Here is a 16,963-nt window from a genome sequence, read left to right as displayed (position 1 = left end):
TCTTTTCGTTATTTAAGGGAATTGAGCTAAATTTGCATTTGCTTTTGGTGGGACTCACCAGGCCGGAGGCATGCAAGGATGTGACATCCACAAGGTGAAGAGGTTGAAAGGTTGGAAGGGGAAAGGAGACGGGAAATCGGAGTTCGGAGACCGAAACTCTCTTCTAGCAAGGAAATTAAACCATTACTAAACAGTTTAACACAATCATAGTGTCGCCGTAGGTGACAAATGTGGATAGAAAAATGGGATCGTCTGGATGGCGGCACGCTGTAGGTGTGCAACAAAAAAACAGAACGAATTGCTCGGTCGCTTCTCAATGTTAACCTTGCGAAACTCAAAATATCAACATAACTTTACTTTAAAACACTCTATTTAATTCTATGACCAACTGGAAACTACATATAGCATCAGATCCCCAAATCCTTTACGGGAAGCCGATTATTAAAAACACTCGCATTCCGGTTGACCTGATTCTGGAGAAACTGGCTAATGGTGACTCACAGCAAGAAATTTTACAGGCATATCCTAATCTGACACAAGATGACATTGTTGCCTCCCTTCTTTTTGCTGCTGATACCATTAAAAATGAAATCATTCTTAAGGCCTCATGAAGATTGTCGCAGATGAGAGCGTGGACTTTGGCATCATAAGCGGGTTAAGAAAGTTGGACATTGAAGTTGTTGCAATCGCCGAAAAAAATCAAGGAATATCAGATCAGGAAGTGCTTCAAATTGCCGTGCATAACAATGCACTGCTTATTACTGAAGATAAAGACTTTGGAGAACTATCCTTTCGAATGAGACTAAAACATTGCGGAATTCTTCTAATACGACTATCTGATTTAAATCGAAATGCAAGAATAGAACTCGCTGCTAAAACCATTCATCTTCATTTGGAAAAACTACGAAACAGTTTCTCGGTGTTAACAAGCCAAGGCATAAGAATCAAACCTGGTGTTGCAGAGTAGCAAATTCACATAAGGTGTTTTAGGAGCCAGGGGATTAGGTTATTAGGTTGGAAGGTTGGAAGGGGAAAGGAGATCGGAGATCTCTGATAACAATGGGATTTTAACCATTACCAAATAATTTAACACAATTAGAACGTCGCCGTAGGTGACAAACATCGGTAAAAAAAACGCAACCAACACATCCGCAGCACGCTGTAGGTGTGCAATTTAAACCACATAAGGCACATACGATTTTAACCACTATGGGCACGATGTTATCACAATGAACGCAATGGATATAGTGAACTTCGTGTACTCTTTGTAAACGTTGTGGTTATATTTCTCCGTTAGCGCCAATTTGACTACGTCTCCCGAGGAATCGGGATTCAATTCTTGACAATCAAATCGGTAAATAATTAATCCGCTAAATCTGAAGACAATAATAACATCAATTAATATAATGACTCAATACGACCTCATCATCCGGCCCAAGCGCCACGCATTCGATATCAACTTTAAGGAAATATGGCAATACCGTGACCTCCTATACATGTTTGTCAAGCGGGATGTCATCACGGTTTACAAACAGACGGTTCTGGGGCCCATTTGGTTCATTATCCAGCCCATTCTTACCACAGCCATCTACATTGTGGTGTTTGGGAACATAGCGCAGATCTCTACCGACGGCCAGCCCATGGCACTGTTTTATCTTTCGGGGATTGTAATATGGAACTACTTTGCCGAAAGTTTTAACCAAACCAGTGATACTTTTACGCAAAACGCAGCGATATTTGGCAAGGTCTATTTCCCACGACTCATCATGCCACTGAGCAAGGTCACCTCGGGATTGATCAAGTTCTTTATTCAGCTGGTATTTTTTCTGGCAGTATATGCTTACTTCCTTATCAACGGCGAGGAATCGGTACAACCCAACTGGACTATTGCACTACTGCCGGTTTACATCACCATTATGGCGCTCATGGGCATGGGTGCAGGAATCCTTTTCACCTCCATGACCACCAAATACCGCGACCTGAAATTTCTGATCACCTTTGGTGTTCAACTACTGATGTATGCCACTCCGGTTATCTACCCCATGAGTGAAATTCCGGAAGGTAAGATGAAAACCGTACTGATGTTGAACCCCCTCTCTCCCATTGTTGAGGGCTTTAAATATGCTTTCCTGGGTGCCGGCAATTTCAGTTGGGGATATCTGGGGTACAGTGTGGCGTTTACCACAGTGCTGCTGATTGTGGGTATTGTAGTGTTTCATAAAACGGAGCGGAATTTTATTGATACTGTGTAATTGTTATCCGCAGATTCTTGGCAAGCCAAGCGGCAGAGCCGAGCGACTCAGATTAAAAAAAAATCTGTGAAATCTGTAGACTAAAAAAAATCTGTGCCAATCTGTGAAATCTGTAGACTAAAAAAAATCTGTGCCAATCTGTGTAATCTGTGGACTAAAAAAATCTGTGGACTAAAAACAAAAAAAAATGTTATCCACAGATTACGCATCCTGTTAAAATAGAAACCTGAATAAATCCAAAGTTCCGCAGGAACGATGTATGAATGCCAGATATGATAATTACAAACAAGATTTTTATAACCTATGAACACAGACATTCGCTGGAAACAACGTTTTGAGAATTTTGAGAAGGCATTCAGACAACTGAACGCTTCATTAAGGATTAGCGATCCAAATGAGACCGAACTTGCAGGGATTATTCAATTTTATGAGATTACTTTAGAATTGGCATGGAAGACTTTAAAAGATTTTTTAGTCTTAGAGGGGTTCGACGTGAAAAGTCCGCGAGAGGCAATAAAAACGGCATTCCAGAATGGTTATATCAGTAAAGGTGAAATTTGGATTGATGCTTTGGATAGCAGAAATCTATCGGTACACACCTATGACGAAGAAATGGCAAACCAATTAACAGAAAATATTCGCAATGTATATTACCCAATTTTAGACGCATTTATGCAATGGGGACAGCAACAAAAAAACAAATGAACATACCGGGAATAGACAAAAAGTATTGCGAACTTGTTACCAATACACTGAAACAATTCCCTGAAATTGAATCTGCCATTCTGTTTGGCTCAAGGGCAATTGGAAGCTACAAGAATGGCTCTGATATAGACATTGCAATTAAAGGAAAGGCAATAACAAATGGCATTTGTGTAAAAGTTTCAGGCATTCTTAACGAAGAACTTCCACTGCCCTGGAAATTTGATGTAATACATTTTGACTCTATTCAGCACAGCAGTTTAATTGACCATATTAACCGGGTTGGAACATTGATTTACGGATAGTTCCGTAGGAACGTTAATCTTATAAGGCTGCATTTTAAGCGGGACAAAAAACAAGATTCAAAACCAACCTCCCAACCACTTTAAAGTTACATATTACATAACAATACACCATTTAAACTATCTTATAGTTGTGTTTAACTAAAACAAACGTATCTTTGCAGAACCCATAAAATGCATGAGTACAAAAACTGAAGTAGAGGCATTTTTAAAAGACTTTAAGGAAAAAATGAAGTTTTGGGATGTGCTCTTTCGTGACGATAGAGGCAAAAACGCTCAGGCTTTGGTGGATTTAGAGTTGCGCCCCATAGACCGTAAAGCCATTTTGGAGGCGCTGGAAACGAAAGACTACAGCGAAGGCCCACTGGCAGAAAAACTCTATGGAGGTGCTGATATGTGGGTGTTTGGCAAATTGGTAAAGAAAAAGGAAGTGTACATCAAAATTACGGTTGGAGCTATGAATAGCAGTGTAATCTGCATTTCCTTTCATCTGGCACAACACAAAATGAACTACCCTCTAAAATAGTTGAATATGCAAAGTCCAATATCGGGTAAAGAAATGAAATTGACCAAAGAACGCAGGTCAATAGATTTCAGAAAGGAGACATTTGAAGTGGTTTTTCATTATTATAAATGTGAAGATAGCGGAGAACAATTTACCACCACGGCATTAGATGAAGTAAATATGAACCAGGTGTATAACCAATACCGCGACAGGTTCAACATCCCGTTTCCTGATGAAATCATCAGAATTCGTGAAAAATATGGTTTATCGGCCGCCAAAATGTCGGAAGTTTTAGGTTTTGGTGTAAACAGTTACCGGCAGTACGAAGCAGGTGAAATGCCCAGCGTGGCCAATGCCAAATTGATTCAGATGGTTTACGAACCAAAGAATTTTATTGAAATGGTGGAGTTGTGCACCACGATTGACGACAAAACAAAGGCCAAATTAATTCAAAAAGCACGATTGCTGGCAGAAGAAAAGAAAAGAAATATTTTCAATCTGAATTTTAAAGAGTATTTGTTGGGTAATCATTTGGCAGATATTTACTCGGGTTACAGAAACCCAAACTTTGAAAAGCTTACCGAAATGGTGATTTATTTTTCAGAGAAATTATCGCCGTTTAAAACCAAAATGAACAAACTATTGTTCTATGCCGATTTTTTAATGTTTAAACAAAGTTGTTTCTCTATTAGCGGTGTGCGTTACAAAGCTATTGATATGGGGCCGGTACCCAACAATTTTCAAAGCATATTTGAATATTTAGCCAACAAAAACGAAATAGACATATCTACCACCGAATTTCCTCAAGGATACACAGGCGAAAAATTTATAGCAAGAGAAGAAAGACCATTTAATCCCGATTTATTTACAGAAAATGAATTGAATACTTTGGAAAAAGTGGCCACAGTATTTAAAGATACAAGCACCATCGACATCATTAAATTAAGTCATTTGGAAGAAGCCTGGAAGAACAACGAAAAAGGAAAAAGCGTAATCAGTTATGAATATGCGTTTGAATTGAATCAGATTTAAAAACCCCGTTAGCGCGAAATTGACTACGTCGATTTTCAATTCTTTGCAAGCAAAACGGCAGAGCCGAGCGACGCAGATTAAAAAACAAAAAAAATATTATCCACAGATTACACAGATTCTTGGCAAGCCAAGCGGCAGAGCCGAGCGACGCAGATTAAAAACAGAAAAAATGTTATCCACAGATTACTCAGATTACTCAGATTAAAACAAAAAAAATCTGTGCCAATCTGTAGTTAATTACCGTTGCGCAAGCACACACCCCCTAACCCCCTGAAAGGGGAACCCCAGGCTCGCAGTACTATTATATCTGTGCCAATCTGTGAAATCCGTGCAATCTGTGGACAAAATAAATCTGTGCCAATCTGTGTAATCTGTGGACAAAAAAACAAAAAAACTGTGGACAAAAAAAGAAGTCTATGCCTAACCTAACAGAAAAAGAATTTCCCCTCAAAGAGGAAACATACCAGATCATTGGAGCTGCAATGGAAGTTCATAGAACACTTGGACCTGGCTTTCTTGAAGCAATATATCAGGAAGCATTAAGCATCGAGTTCAAATCAAGAAACATTATACATACGAGAGAAGTTCCTTTACAAATCCAATATAAAGAGCACGTCTTATCAAAAAAATATGTTGCTGACTTCATCACCCATGATCAAATAATTGTTGAATTAAAAGCTTTAAATGATTTGTGTGGTGATCATGAGGCGCAAGTATTGAATTATCTAAAGGCAACAAATTTTAAAGTAGGTATTTTATTAAACTTTGGTTGTAAAAGTCTTCAATACAAACGAATTGTATTATAATAGAAGCAACTACTTAACTTTTCACAAACTTTAATACAAGATAAACCGTACATCCACAGAAAACGCAGAAAAAATTAAAAAAAGTGTTATCCACAGATTACTCAGATTCTTGGCAAGCCAAGCGGCAGAGCCGAGCGACTCAGATTAAAACAAAAAAAAATCTGTGCAAATCTGTGGAATCTGTGGACAAAAAAATTACCCAACAAACATGTCACAACCAGTAATAAAAATAGAAAACCTCTCAAAAGTCTACCGCCTGGGCGAAGTAGGCACCGGCACCCTATCCCACGACCTCAACCGCTTCTGGCGGATGAACATCCTGGGACAGGAAGATCCCTACGCCAAAGTAGGACAGGTGAACGACCGCACCCAAAAGGCCACCAAGGGCGAGCACATCTCTGCACTGCGCGACATCAATTTAGAGGTACGCCAGGGCGAAGTGCTGGGCATCATTGGCAAGAACGGCGCCGGCAAGAGCACGCTCCTAAAACTCCTCAGCCGGGTGACCTCCCCCACCACCGGCACCATTAAGGTAAAAGGACGCATGGCTTCTTTGTTGGAGGTAGGGACAGGTTTTAACCCCGAGATGACAGGCCGCGAAAACATCTACATGAACGGCACCATTATGGGCATGCGCAAGTGGGAAATCACCCGCAAGCTGGACGAAATAGTAGAGTTTGCCGGCGTAGCCAAATACCTCGACACCCCCACCAAACGCTACTCCTCTGGTATGACCGTGCGCTTAGGTTTTGCCATTGCCGCCCACCTGGAGCCGGAAATACTCGTGGTGGACGAAGTGCTGGCCGTAGGCGATGCGGAGTTCCAGAAAAAGGCCATTGGGAAGATGCAGGAGGTGAGTACGGAAGGGGGGCGGACGGTGTTGTTTGTTAGTCATAATATGGCGAGTGTGAAACAACTCTGTTCAGCTTGTATTCTACTGACAAACGGGAGCATTTCGTATAGAGGTACAACTGATCAGGTTATTGATGAATACCTTAAGGTAAATGAGGAGGTTATTTCAAGTACTCTAAAAAATAGAACTGACAGAAAAGGAAATGGGATAGCCAAGTTTACAAACATCCAACTATTATCAAAAGACCAGGAGACTAATCAATTACAGGTTGGACAGAGTGCCTTATTTATAATTCAGATTGAGTCGATTAAAGAATTCAATAACATCAATGTAACTTTTAGTTTGTATAATAAACATGGTATCTTGATTACTAGCACGAACACCAGTTTTGTCAATAAAGAACCTATCTCAATAAACAAAGGGTTAAATACCATTGAATGCGAATTTAACTCATTACCACTGCAAGTTGGTGGCTATTTTGTAAACCTGGGAATTATTGCTGAAGGGACTCAAGCAGATCTAATTGAGAAAGCATTTTCATTCAACATGGTTGAAGATGATATATACAGCACAGGAAAATTTAATAGTTCAAGTAAGTCGTTGGTGTTTTTGCCTCATAAATGGCAGGTGATTTAACCCATTAGAAACACTATTACTAATATTACACATTGATGAGCATTCGCAGCATTATAAGAAATCTAATACCTAAATCAATTCTTGTAGTTCATAGGAAAAGGTTTCAAAAAAAGATTGAGAGGAAGAACCAAAAGCAACGGTTCGATTTATACAATGATTATTACCAATTCGACCTGCAACGAAATTTACTTTATTCAAACTATCAATACACAAATGATACAGAAGAGAAGTTGGTAACACAAATCATTATAGTATATCATACCATTGAGAAAGGTTTAACAATGGGCAATACACGTCTGGGTTTTGGAGAAGAAAAGATGGAACGGCTCCTTGACTTGTGTATAACCTACCTTGATAAATTCAATAACAAGCATAATATGTTTTGTGAAGCTATTGGTGTAATTAACAATTATAACCAACTACATTTAGCTGCAAATTATAAATTAAACAATCAACTACAGGAAAAGATAAATCAAGTTCTAAATCAAGTTGAAAGCAGCAATTATACTGCTGATCAATTAAACTTTACTTCAGAAACCTACTTTCAACATAAAAACGCATCATTCGATCTTTTTTCCAAGAGCCGACACTCTTTAAGAGATTTTAAAGATAATGGAACTGTGGAATTAGAGATCTTAGAAAAAGCAGTCGAATTGGCACAAAAAGCTCCGTCAACCTGCAATAGGCAATCAACCAGGGTTCATATTATAAATAATAAAGATTTAATTGAAAAAACTTTGAATTTACAAACAGGTAACCGAGGTTTTGGAGATAGGTCTAGTAAACTTATTATATTAACGTCGGATCTTCAATGTTGGGAAAGTCCAACACTACGCCATGGACCATATTTTGATGGAGGCATTTTTACTATGAATCTGCTGTATGCTCTTCATTTCTACAAAATTGGTGCTTGTGCACTAAATTGGTTTGCAACTATTGAGAACGACAGCCAACTAAGAAAATTCATCAATTTGCCTGATAACGAAATCATTCTGGTCATAATTGGTTGTGGTGAAGTTAAAGAACAGTTTAAGATAGCAAAATCCAGAAGAAGAGATATCAAATCCATTTTTAAAGTTCATTAGAATCCCACTTTAATTATGCCTTTGTGCTTTCAAGGAGTTCAACTAAACTGTGTGAAATACAAACATCGGATCCTCGTTTAGATAGCATTTAAGAGATGCCGATAAAGAATTTCATAATTTAGAGGTAAATTAACTATTTCACATAAAAGTAAGGCTATTTATAAGCGAGATACATTATATCTATTGAAGAACAACTTAAACGAATGAAAATAGGAATACTTACATATCATAGATCACATAATTACGGCGCCCTTTTACAAGCATACGCCTTGAAAACATTCCTAAATAATACAGGTTTTAAAGAAGTAGAATTTGTTGATTATTTCCCTGAATATCACAGAAAAATGTACGCCAATGAAAAAGCGATACCGTTTAAAAATTACAATTTAAAAGGAAAAATTGCATATCCATTATACTATTTCAAAGACTTCTTAACTTTATATATATTAAAAGAAATTCGTCGATATAATTTTAATCGCTTCATAAAAAAACACCTCATAAAGAACACTAGTAAATATGAAGAAAAAGAATATGATGTCGTAATATACGGTAGTGATCAAATTTGGAGAAAACAAAAAAAAGAATCTTGTCCGGGATTTAACGATGTATATTTTGGAAATGAATCAGTTAAGGCTAAACATCGTATCGCATTTTCTGCAAGCATGGGTATAATTGATTTATCCGGCAGCGATAAAAATTACTTAGTTCAATCAATGAATAAATTTGATTACATATCTGTAAGGGAAAAAGATCTTCAAACATTATTGGAAGAACTTACAAACAAAGATATAAAGCATACCTTAGATCCTGTTTTTTTACTACCTAAAAAGAGATGGCAAGACCTAATTACAAAAAGACCAATCTCAAATAACTATATTTTGTTATATAATTTGCAAAACAATCAGGAATGCAATGATATTGCCCAATTTATTCATAATAAGACTGGATTTGAAATAATTGAAATAATAGGCACTATAAATAAAAAAAACTATCCAAAGAATATCAAAGCTCTGGCAGGGCCGCAGGAATTCATTAATTGGATTTGGCATTCCCAGTACGTTGTAACTTCTTCCTTTCATGGTGTTGCATTGTCAATATTATTTAAAAAGCAGTTTTATACATATTTGAAATCTAATTCAGAAAGAGTCACATCTTTATTAAACTCAATTGAATTAATGGATAGATATATAACAGATAGTGGTACTATTGATTTATCTGAAAGTATAAAATACAACGATAATATCATGTTATTAGAAAAAGATATTGTTTACTCAGAAAGGTATATCATTGACTCAATAACCGAACAATAAATTCAACTTAGGACACATTACTATAATATCGTATTTCTTCGCAAATTTTGATATACGATATTTTTATATCCAATTATGAAAATACTCCACATAAATACCTCAGCGCATGGCGGAGCTTTTAACGGTGCATACAGATTACATATTGCCCTACTAAAATCTGGTATTGATTCAAAAATGTTAGTGCGAGATAAACCGACAAATACAAATGAGTTACAAGAAGTCTATAGTTATAACCATACTTCAAAAAAAACGAATGTATTAAATAGGTTATTCACACGTATTAGATTTCCGATTACATCGGAACAAAAAAAGTGGCATTACACTAAAAATCTAAAAGGAAAATATGAAATAATATCCTTTCCATTCACGGATTATGACCTAACAAATTCAAAAGAGTATAAAGAGTGTGATATTATAAACCTACATTGGACTGCTGGTTATCTTGATTATGAGTCGTTTTTTAAAAAATGTAGTAAACCTATTGTAATTACCCTTAGAGATTTATTCCCACTACAAGGAATATTTCATTATAATAACGATGTAATAGCTAATAATGAAATATTTGGGAGAGTAGAGAGATTAATCTACGACTTAAAATTAGAAGCTGTTACCAAATGCAAGTCTAACATAAGAGTTGTCGGTATTTCAAACTGGATTACGCAGCTATCTTCAAAAAGTGAAATATATCAAAAGTTTCAACATACGACAATTTCAAATTGCATAGATGTTACTCAATACAAAGTATACAGAAAAAATATACTAAGATCAGAATTTAATATTCCAACAAATCATAAGGTATTTTCATTTGTAAGTGATGGAGCTTTGAATAATAGAAAAGGAATAGATTTAGTTGCTGATGCAATTACGAAGCTAAATAATGTAGAAAACATTACACTTCTTACAGTTGGTCGGGGAGTTCCTCCACAATTGCCATTTAAAATCATCCACCGCCATTTAGGTAGTTTAACACAAAATCAACTCAATAAGGTTTACTGTGTTTCAGATGCTTTTATTTTCCCCTCAAAAGAAGAAGCTTTAGGAAATGTAATGTTAGAAGCAATGGCATGCGGAACTCCTGTAATAGGCACTCCAGTCGGCGGTTTGTTAGATGTTATAAAACCAGGTTTTAATGGAGAATTTACAAAAGATGTCTCTGTAAATGCCATCAAAGAAAAATTAGAGGGATTTATTGAATCACCAAAAACATACGATGCGGAGAGTATAAGAAAATATATTAAAGAAAACTTCTCAGAAGAAAAAATTGCCTCACAATATATCCAAATTTATAAAGAACTACTACAGCATAAAACCAATTAAGCGTGGACAAAACAACACCAAAACTCTCAATCATCACCGTTAACCTCAACAATGTCGAAGGCCTGCGCAAAACCCTCGACAGCGTAGCCTGCCAAACCTTTACCGATTATGAGCATCTAATAATAGACGGTGGCAGTGCCGATGCAAGTATCGAGATTATTAAAGAATATGAAACAAAATACAATGGTGTTAAAGATGGCCTTTACTGGGTAAGTGAGTCGGATAAAGGGATTTATAATGCCATGAATAAGGGAATAATGGTTGCGAAGGGGGAGTATCTCCAGTTTCTAAACAGCGGTGATTACTTTTACAATAATAATTCGCTTGTTTTGTTTTCAGAATTGACCCACAACAATCCGTTTTTAATAATAGGAGATGACATGATTGAAGATGAAAATGGGATTAGAAAAAAACATTACCATCCTGATAGAGCATCTATTTTTTTTCTAATGACTGGTGCTTTTGCTCATGCCGCAACCTTCTATAATAGAAAACTTTTTAAAGATTTTGGATTGTTTGATGAGTCATATAAGATTGGTGCTGATTATGAATACTACTTAAGACTTTTTCTATTACACAAGATTGAATATGCTCATATAAATCAACCAATAACAGTCTTTACTACAGGAGGAATAAGTGGTGACAAAACATTCGAACTAATTAGACGACAAGAAAGAGAAAAAAGCCAATTAAAGTATATTCCGGACATTTATTTAAATGACCTTAAAACTTTAATAAAGAAGAGTAAGGAATTTGACTCTTTGACGAATAGCAGATTAATAAAATATGCAAAAGGAATAAGACAGATAATTGTTAATTTAAGGAGCTTTAAATGAACCCTTTTTTCTCTATAATAATGCCGACTTATAACAGATCTGCTTTTATCAAAAAAGCGATTCAGAGTGTTATAAATCAAACCTATAGCAATTGGGAATTAATAATAATTGATGATGGCTCAACCGATAATACTAAGGAAGTAATAAAACCTTACTTAAATGATCAAAGAATTATATATATGTATCAGCAAAACCAGGAACGTTCTGCTGCAAGGAATAATGGAGTTAAGGTCGCAAATGGAGAATATATATGCTTTTTAGATAGTGATGATTATTATTTACCAAATCACCTTGAAATATTCTACAAAGAAATCGTTAATACCAAAAATAATAAAAAGACCATTTTTGTTACCAAAAGAAGTTATAAAGAAAATCAAAATGAAAGGATTGTGGAGTATAATGGAAATTATAATAATACCCCAATAAATCAATTAATATACCAAGCAATATTATCATCACCACCGGTTCAATGTATTTGCATTAGGAAAGAAGCATTTGAAACCTTACTGTTTAGTGACGAATGGTTACCCTATTCTGAGTGCAACCACTTTTCATTTGAATTATTAAATGCAGGATATAATTATAAATACATAAATAACCATACCGTTGTGATGGTGAATCATGATTCCAACACAACTAATGACTCAGTAGAATTCTACATGGGAAAACTCTCATTTCTTACTAAATTTTCAAATATATTGGGAGTGAATAGCAATCAATCAATAATTGAGGCAAAAGAGAAATTACTTCTATTCATACTCGTAAATTCTTGTCATTTTACGCTTAGAATTAAATACTTTATTAGGTGGGTCAGATTAAATCCTAGAATTCTTTTCTCTCGAAGCATCATTTCAATCGCTTTTCGAAATAATTAGAAATAGTGTTATGTTAAAACTTGCTTACCTAACTCATTCAAACACATCAAATTCAGAAACGTTTATTGCCGATCTAATAAATGGCTTGAATTTAAATCAGGATATTGAGTTAACTTTCATTTCCGGAAATTCAATTTCTGTTAAAACGGACGCTTCTTACCCCATTATAAATGCTGGTTTTTCAGATTGTAAACCATCTTTAAAAAACCGAATATACAGAATAAGCCAACTAAGAAATAAAGGAGAACAAAATTTATTAAATTTTGAAAAATGGTTGGCGCAAAAACAATTAAGAAAGTGCAAACTTCCCTCATTTGACATCGCATTTATTGAATATGCTACAACGGCAGTATTAATTGCCGGTTACCTCGAAGCAAACAGGATTCCATTTATTGTACATGTTCATGGTTACGACATAACGTCGGCCACAAATAATGTGGCATATAAAAAAGATTTGGAGAAGTTATTTGCAAAGGCAAAATATTTTATTGCAGCCAGCAACTATATAAAACGACGCTTGATTCTATTAGGTTGTGATGAAGAGAAAATCAAAGTCATTCATCTAGGGGTCAGTGGTGAAAATATTTACCCGCAAGTCTGGAAAGAGAAGACTCAAAAACCGCCCTCCATTATCTTTCTTGGTCGTCTGACAGAAAAAAAACATCCTGTTGCTCTGTTACATGCATTTAAAATTGTACGTAATCAAATTCCTGATGCAACATTAAGCATAATTGGTGATGGATATTTAAAGGAAATAGTCCTAAACACCATAGTAGAGTTAAATCTGAAGGAATGCGTTACTATTCATGGGGCATTATCCAGAGAAGAGAGTTTTCCATTATTAAACAACCATTGGATTTATGCCCAACACAGTGTAACAGCCACATCCGGCGACACTGAAGGATTTGCAATTAGTATGGCAGAAGCTGCGCTACACGGACTACCTGTTGTTTCAACCATCCATAATGGTATTGTTGAAAATGTAATTGAAAGTAAAACAGGCTATCTTGTCCCGGAATATGATTACGAAGCTATGGCACAAAAGATTATCTATCTTATTCAGAACCCTAAAATCGCAGAACAAATGGGAAAAGCAGGACGTGAACACATTTTAAAACTTTGCGAGCCGGGAAAAAGAGTTGAAAAAATAAAAACTCTTCTGTTCGAAGCAGCTAAAAAACAACAGTAATTCAAAAATTCACTTCTCTCTAATATGCTCATCTCCATCATCACCCCCAATTATAATTCAGCACAGTATATTGAAGAAACCTGGAACTCAATACAAAATCAAACCCATCAGAATTGGGAGTGGCTGGTAATTGATGATGGGTCAAACGACAACTCCCCGGAAATCATTCAAAAGTTAAGTGTTGATGATAGCAGAATAAAACTATTTAAGCGAACCAACCAACCCAAAGGCGCCTCAGCATGCCGAAACATTGGAATTGAAAATACCAAAGGAGAATATGCTTTATTTTTGGATGCAGATGATTTATTGGCTCCCTATTGTCTGGAGAATAGAATTAAGCAAATGGGTAAATACCCCGGATTGGATTTCGGGGTTTTTAATATGCGTATATTTCAAAATAACGTTGGAGACAGCGATCAAAACATAAATAAATATTGTGAAAATGACCAAGATTACCTACCAATGTTTTTATCCTATCAGCTACCCTGGCAAACCACTTGCCCGTTATGGAGATCATCTTTTTTGAACAATAACCAAATTTGGTTATCTGAAAACTACCAACGCCTTCAGGATCCGGAATTTCATAGCAAAATACTGCTATGCCATAATCCAAAATTCAAAGTATTTAAAGAGTCAGAACCAGATTGTTTCTACCGGCAACCTAACAACCGAATAAAAAGAACAAATTCCAATTCCCTAACAAAAACAACCGATTCGGTTCTTTTGTATTACAAGGAAATTTATCTCTTATTAAAACAGCATAAACCAGAATACATCCAATATCTGGATAACTTCACCATTAATATATTTCATTCCTTGTTATTCTACACCAAATTGCCCGGTGTCAGACCTGTTGCTGAATTATACCGTGAAATGAATAACATTCGTATTGTAAATAATATTTCAATGACTGAAATACGTCTGTTTGCTTATTTCAATATTATGGAATTGACTTTTATTAAAGGTGCCGGTGTGAGTCGGTTGTGGAAAATATTGCATTCATGAGTTCAAAAGAAAAAATACATTATATCCACTTCATAGGAGGGGTGGTTAATAACAGTCAAATTTCATGAAACAACACATAAACAAAAGCTTAATAATAATTTCAATAGCATTATTAATTTTGAATATTCTAATGGGCGTATGGAACTGTTTAACTAAAACTTCAATACCTCTAGGAGACGAAAACTACTTTATTGACGAATTAGCCAGACTAAAAAACAATGGATTTTGGAACACTTTTTCTGGAGGGATATCATACACCTACCTTTCAATCTCATATCTCCTTTCAGAGCTATTCAACATGTCAAACCTATATGCAATGCGTTTATCATCTTTAATAAGCGCTGTTCTATTTTTAATATCTCTGGCATTTGTAATAAAAAAATATTTGAATACTCTTAGTATTCAAATTATTGCTTTTTTGGCCATTGTACATATTACTGTTACTTTACAATTTTACTTTTCTGCAATCAACGACTACACTTTCTTCTTGTTTATACTTTGGAGTTTAGAGCACGCAAATTCCTATCGTATAAAGTTAAAATACAAACCTTTAATTTATAGTTTCATTTTTTTATTTCTGGCATGGCTTACAAGACCCATGACAATAATGTATATCCCTGGTATATTTCTTATTATCTTTTGGAAAAATCTAAATCTTAGAGCAATAAAACAAATATCCCTTTCAGCATTACCAGGAGTCATTATTTTTCTAATGATTCAAACTCCCGCCTTAATTACCTACGGTAGTTTCAAACATGAAAATAAAAATCCGGATGATCTGCCCTACAATTGGAGTCAACGACAATATGTAGCCCAACTAATGTATGAAAGAGGCACCTTAAATCCCCCAGAATGGGCCACTTGGGAAGATGTTGCAATGTATCTCAATACGCATGGTGAAAATGCCTTGCCGCGTAATCTGAAAGAATCACTAACGTGGGACTTAACAAGGACTATCAGAGAGTTTTTTTATGATTCAATTTCTTCATTAAGATATACTTTGCGATTTACAGGTATTTTTTTGTTTTTTCTAATTCCGGTTTATTTGAGAAACAAAAAGCTAACTTTTAATCCTACTGTTGATTTTTTCTATGCTACAATTGCATTATATCTGATTTTCTTTTTCTCATTTATTATTATTACAAATGTAGAAGTTCGATGGTTACTATTGTCAAGTGCATTAATCGTAATTGCCGGGGCTGTAAAACTTGAAGAATTTAAACCAAAGATGAAATATTACAACGGATTGCTATTCTTTCAACTCTTGTTGCTGTCATATTCTACATTTAACTTCTTAGCTCTCCTTTAATACAAACACCACATAACCAAATGATTTCAATAATAATCCCCAGCTACAACAGTGCCCACATGGTTTGCGATACCATTGAAAGCGTTCTAAACTCGAAAGAAGAAAATTATGAAATAATATTAGTAAATGATGGCTCAACAGACAACACAGCAGAGGTACTATCACCTTATTTTTCAAACAAAAGATTAAAATATATTGAACATGAAAATAAAGGTCTTGCAGGTGCCCGCAATACTGGCATTTTAAACGCAAAAGGTGAATACCTGGTGTTTTTAGATGCCGATGATCTGATTTTACCTGATAAATTAACTGTTCAACAAAAATATCTCGATGTAAACCCATCCATTGATATTGTCTATTCAAATTCAGAATGGTTTATAGAAGACAACTTTGACAACACCAGAGATGTCAGCTTTCCTGTTTACACAGGTAATGTGATTGAGTACCTGATTTATGGTAACTTTATCCATGTAAATTCTGTAATGGTTCGCAAAGATGCTGTTGTTAATGCAGGCTTGTTTGATGAAACCTTGCGTGAGTTGGAAGATTGGGATTTATGGCTAAGAATGGCTTTAAACGGTTCAAAATTTGGTTTCACTCCCGGCGTTCTTTCCAAAGTACGCATTCGCAAAGGTAGTATGACCTCTAACCAAATGCGGATGAATGTAACCATGGTGAGGGTGTTGGAAAAAACAATAATAATGTTGGAGCTAAAAAATTTTAAGAATTCCATATTAGTAAAAGCAAATCATGCTCTATTTATATACCGCTTAAAAACAAAACAAAATAAGAACTATATACAAGATCTCATTAAAACAAATTACAAAATTGGAATTTCTTTCTCGTGGATAATGCTCAAAATGAGTCTTAAATATTTTCTATTACCATTATTACCGGACAGAGATCAAACGGTTCAGCAACTTGAAGAAATTTGGAATAGATAACAAGA

Annotated in this window: 18 protein-coding genes; all 18 read left to right on the top strand. The window is 35.4% G+C overall.

What is annotated here, in order from left to right:
- Nucleotides 1–380: 380 nt before the first annotated feature.
- The 18 genes from EV194_RS13175 (at nt 381) to EV194_RS13090 (ending at nt 16,958) form a co-directional block, all read left to right on the top strand.
- Nucleotides 381–611 (top strand): DUF433 domain-containing protein, encoded by a 231-nt coding sequence (locus tag EV194_RS13175; RefSeq protein ID WP_132434509.1) that lies wholly within the window; start codon nt 381–383, stop codon nt 609–611.
- Nucleotides 608–967 (top strand): DUF5615 family PIN-like protein, encoded by a 360-nt coding sequence (locus EV194_RS13170; RefSeq protein WP_132434508.1) that lies wholly within the window; start codon nt 608–610, stop codon nt 965–967. Before EV194_RS13175 ends, EV194_RS13170 begins: the two co-directional genes overlap by 4 nt.
- Before the next feature lie 439 nt (nt 968–1,406).
- On the top strand, nt 1,407–2,252 hold the full coding sequence (locus EV194_RS13165; protein ID WP_132434507.1) for an ABC transporter permease: 846 nt from the start codon (nt 1,407–1,409) through the stop codon (nt 2,250–2,252).
- A 303-nt stretch (nt 2,253–2,555) separates the two neighbouring features.
- On the top strand, nt 2,556–2,957 hold the full coding sequence (locus EV194_RS13160) for a nucleotidyltransferase substrate binding protein (protein WP_132434506.1): 402 nt from the start codon (nt 2,556–2,558) through the stop codon (nt 2,955–2,957).
- Nucleotides 2,954–3,259, top strand: a complete 306-nt coding sequence (locus tag EV194_RS13155) for a nucleotidyltransferase domain-containing protein (RefSeq protein WP_132434505.1) — start codon at nt 2,954–2,956, stop codon at nt 3,257–3,259. The genes EV194_RS13160 and EV194_RS13155 overlap by 4 nt, the downstream gene beginning before the upstream one ends.
- 175 nt (nt 3,260–3,434) lie before the next feature.
- Nucleotides 3,435–3,782: a toxin gene (locus EV194_RS13150; RefSeq protein WP_132434504.1), complete on the top strand. Its 348-nt coding sequence runs from the start codon at nt 3,435–3,437 to the stop codon at nt 3,780–3,782.
- 6 nt (nt 3,783–3,788) lie between these two features.
- The gene (locus tag EV194_RS13145; RefSeq protein ID WP_132434503.1) at nt 3,789–4,793 is read left to right on the top strand and encodes a type II TA system antitoxin MqsA family protein; all 1,005 of its coding nucleotides are present in this window, start codon (nt 3,789–3,791) and stop codon (nt 4,791–4,793) included.
- A 416-nt stretch (nt 4,794–5,209) separates the two neighbouring features.
- Nucleotides 5,210–5,599, top strand: a complete 390-nt coding sequence (locus EV194_RS13140; protein WP_132434502.1) for a GxxExxY protein — start codon at nt 5,210–5,212, stop codon at nt 5,597–5,599.
- A gap of 310 nt (nt 5,600–5,909) precedes the next feature.
- On the top strand, nt 5,910–7,088 hold the full coding sequence (locus EV194_RS13135; RefSeq protein WP_243699412.1) for an ABC transporter ATP-binding protein: 1,179 nt from the start codon (nt 5,910–5,912) through the stop codon (nt 7,086–7,088).
- A 281-nt stretch (nt 7,089–7,369) separates the two neighbouring features.
- Nucleotides 7,370–8,173, top strand: coding sequence for a nitroreductase family protein (locus EV194_RS13130; RefSeq protein ID WP_165921896.1), 804 nt, complete (start codon nt 7,370–7,372; stop codon nt 8,171–8,173).
- 203 nt (nt 8,174–8,376) lie between these two features.
- Nucleotides 8,377–9,483, top strand: coding sequence for a polysaccharide pyruvyl transferase family protein (locus tag EV194_RS13125; protein WP_132434499.1), 1,107 nt, complete (start codon nt 8,377–8,379; stop codon nt 9,481–9,483).
- A 75-nt stretch (nt 9,484–9,558) separates the two neighbouring features.
- Complete coding sequence (locus EV194_RS13120; RefSeq protein ID WP_132434498.1) at nt 9,559–10,800, top strand: glycosyltransferase; 1,242 nt, start codon at nt 9,559–9,561, stop codon at nt 10,798–10,800.
- Nucleotides 10,801–10,802: 2 nt separating this feature from the next.
- Nucleotides 10,803–11,636, top strand: a complete 834-nt coding sequence (locus EV194_RS13115; protein WP_132434497.1) for a glycosyltransferase family 2 protein — start codon at nt 10,803–10,805, stop codon at nt 11,634–11,636.
- Nucleotides 11,633–12,511, top strand: coding sequence for a glycosyltransferase family 2 protein (locus EV194_RS13110; RefSeq protein ID WP_132434496.1), 879 nt, complete (start codon nt 11,633–11,635; stop codon nt 12,509–12,511). The genes EV194_RS13115 and EV194_RS13110 overlap by 4 nt, the downstream gene beginning before the upstream one ends.
- A gap of 10 nt (nt 12,512–12,521) precedes the next feature.
- Nucleotides 12,522–13,700, top strand: coding sequence for a glycosyltransferase (locus EV194_RS13105; protein WP_132434495.1), 1,179 nt, complete (start codon nt 12,522–12,524; stop codon nt 13,698–13,700).
- A 24-nt stretch (nt 13,701–13,724) separates the two neighbouring features.
- Nucleotides 13,725–14,705, top strand: a complete 981-nt coding sequence (locus tag EV194_RS13100) for a glycosyltransferase family 2 protein (RefSeq protein ID WP_132434494.1) — start codon at nt 13,725–13,727, stop codon at nt 14,703–14,705.
- 64 nt (nt 14,706–14,769) lie between these two features.
- A complete protein-coding gene (locus EV194_RS13095; RefSeq protein WP_132434493.1) occupies nt 14,770–16,014 on the top strand; it encodes a hypothetical protein in 1,245 nt (414 codons plus the stop codon).
- Nucleotides 16,015–16,034: 20 nt separating this feature from the next.
- Entirely contained in the window at nt 16,035–16,958 is a 924-nt protein-coding gene (locus EV194_RS13090) for a glycosyltransferase family 2 protein (RefSeq protein ID WP_132434492.1), read from the top strand.
- The last annotated feature ends 5 nt before the right edge of the window (nt 16,959–16,963 follow it).

The sequence above is a fragment of the Natronoflexus pectinivorans genome (assembly GCF_004345615.1).
Classification (GTDB): Bacteria; Bacteroidota; Bacteroidia; order Bacteroidales; family Marinilabiliaceae; genus Natronoflexus; species Natronoflexus pectinivorans.
This window is presented reverse-complemented; position numbering and strand designations above follow the sequence as displayed.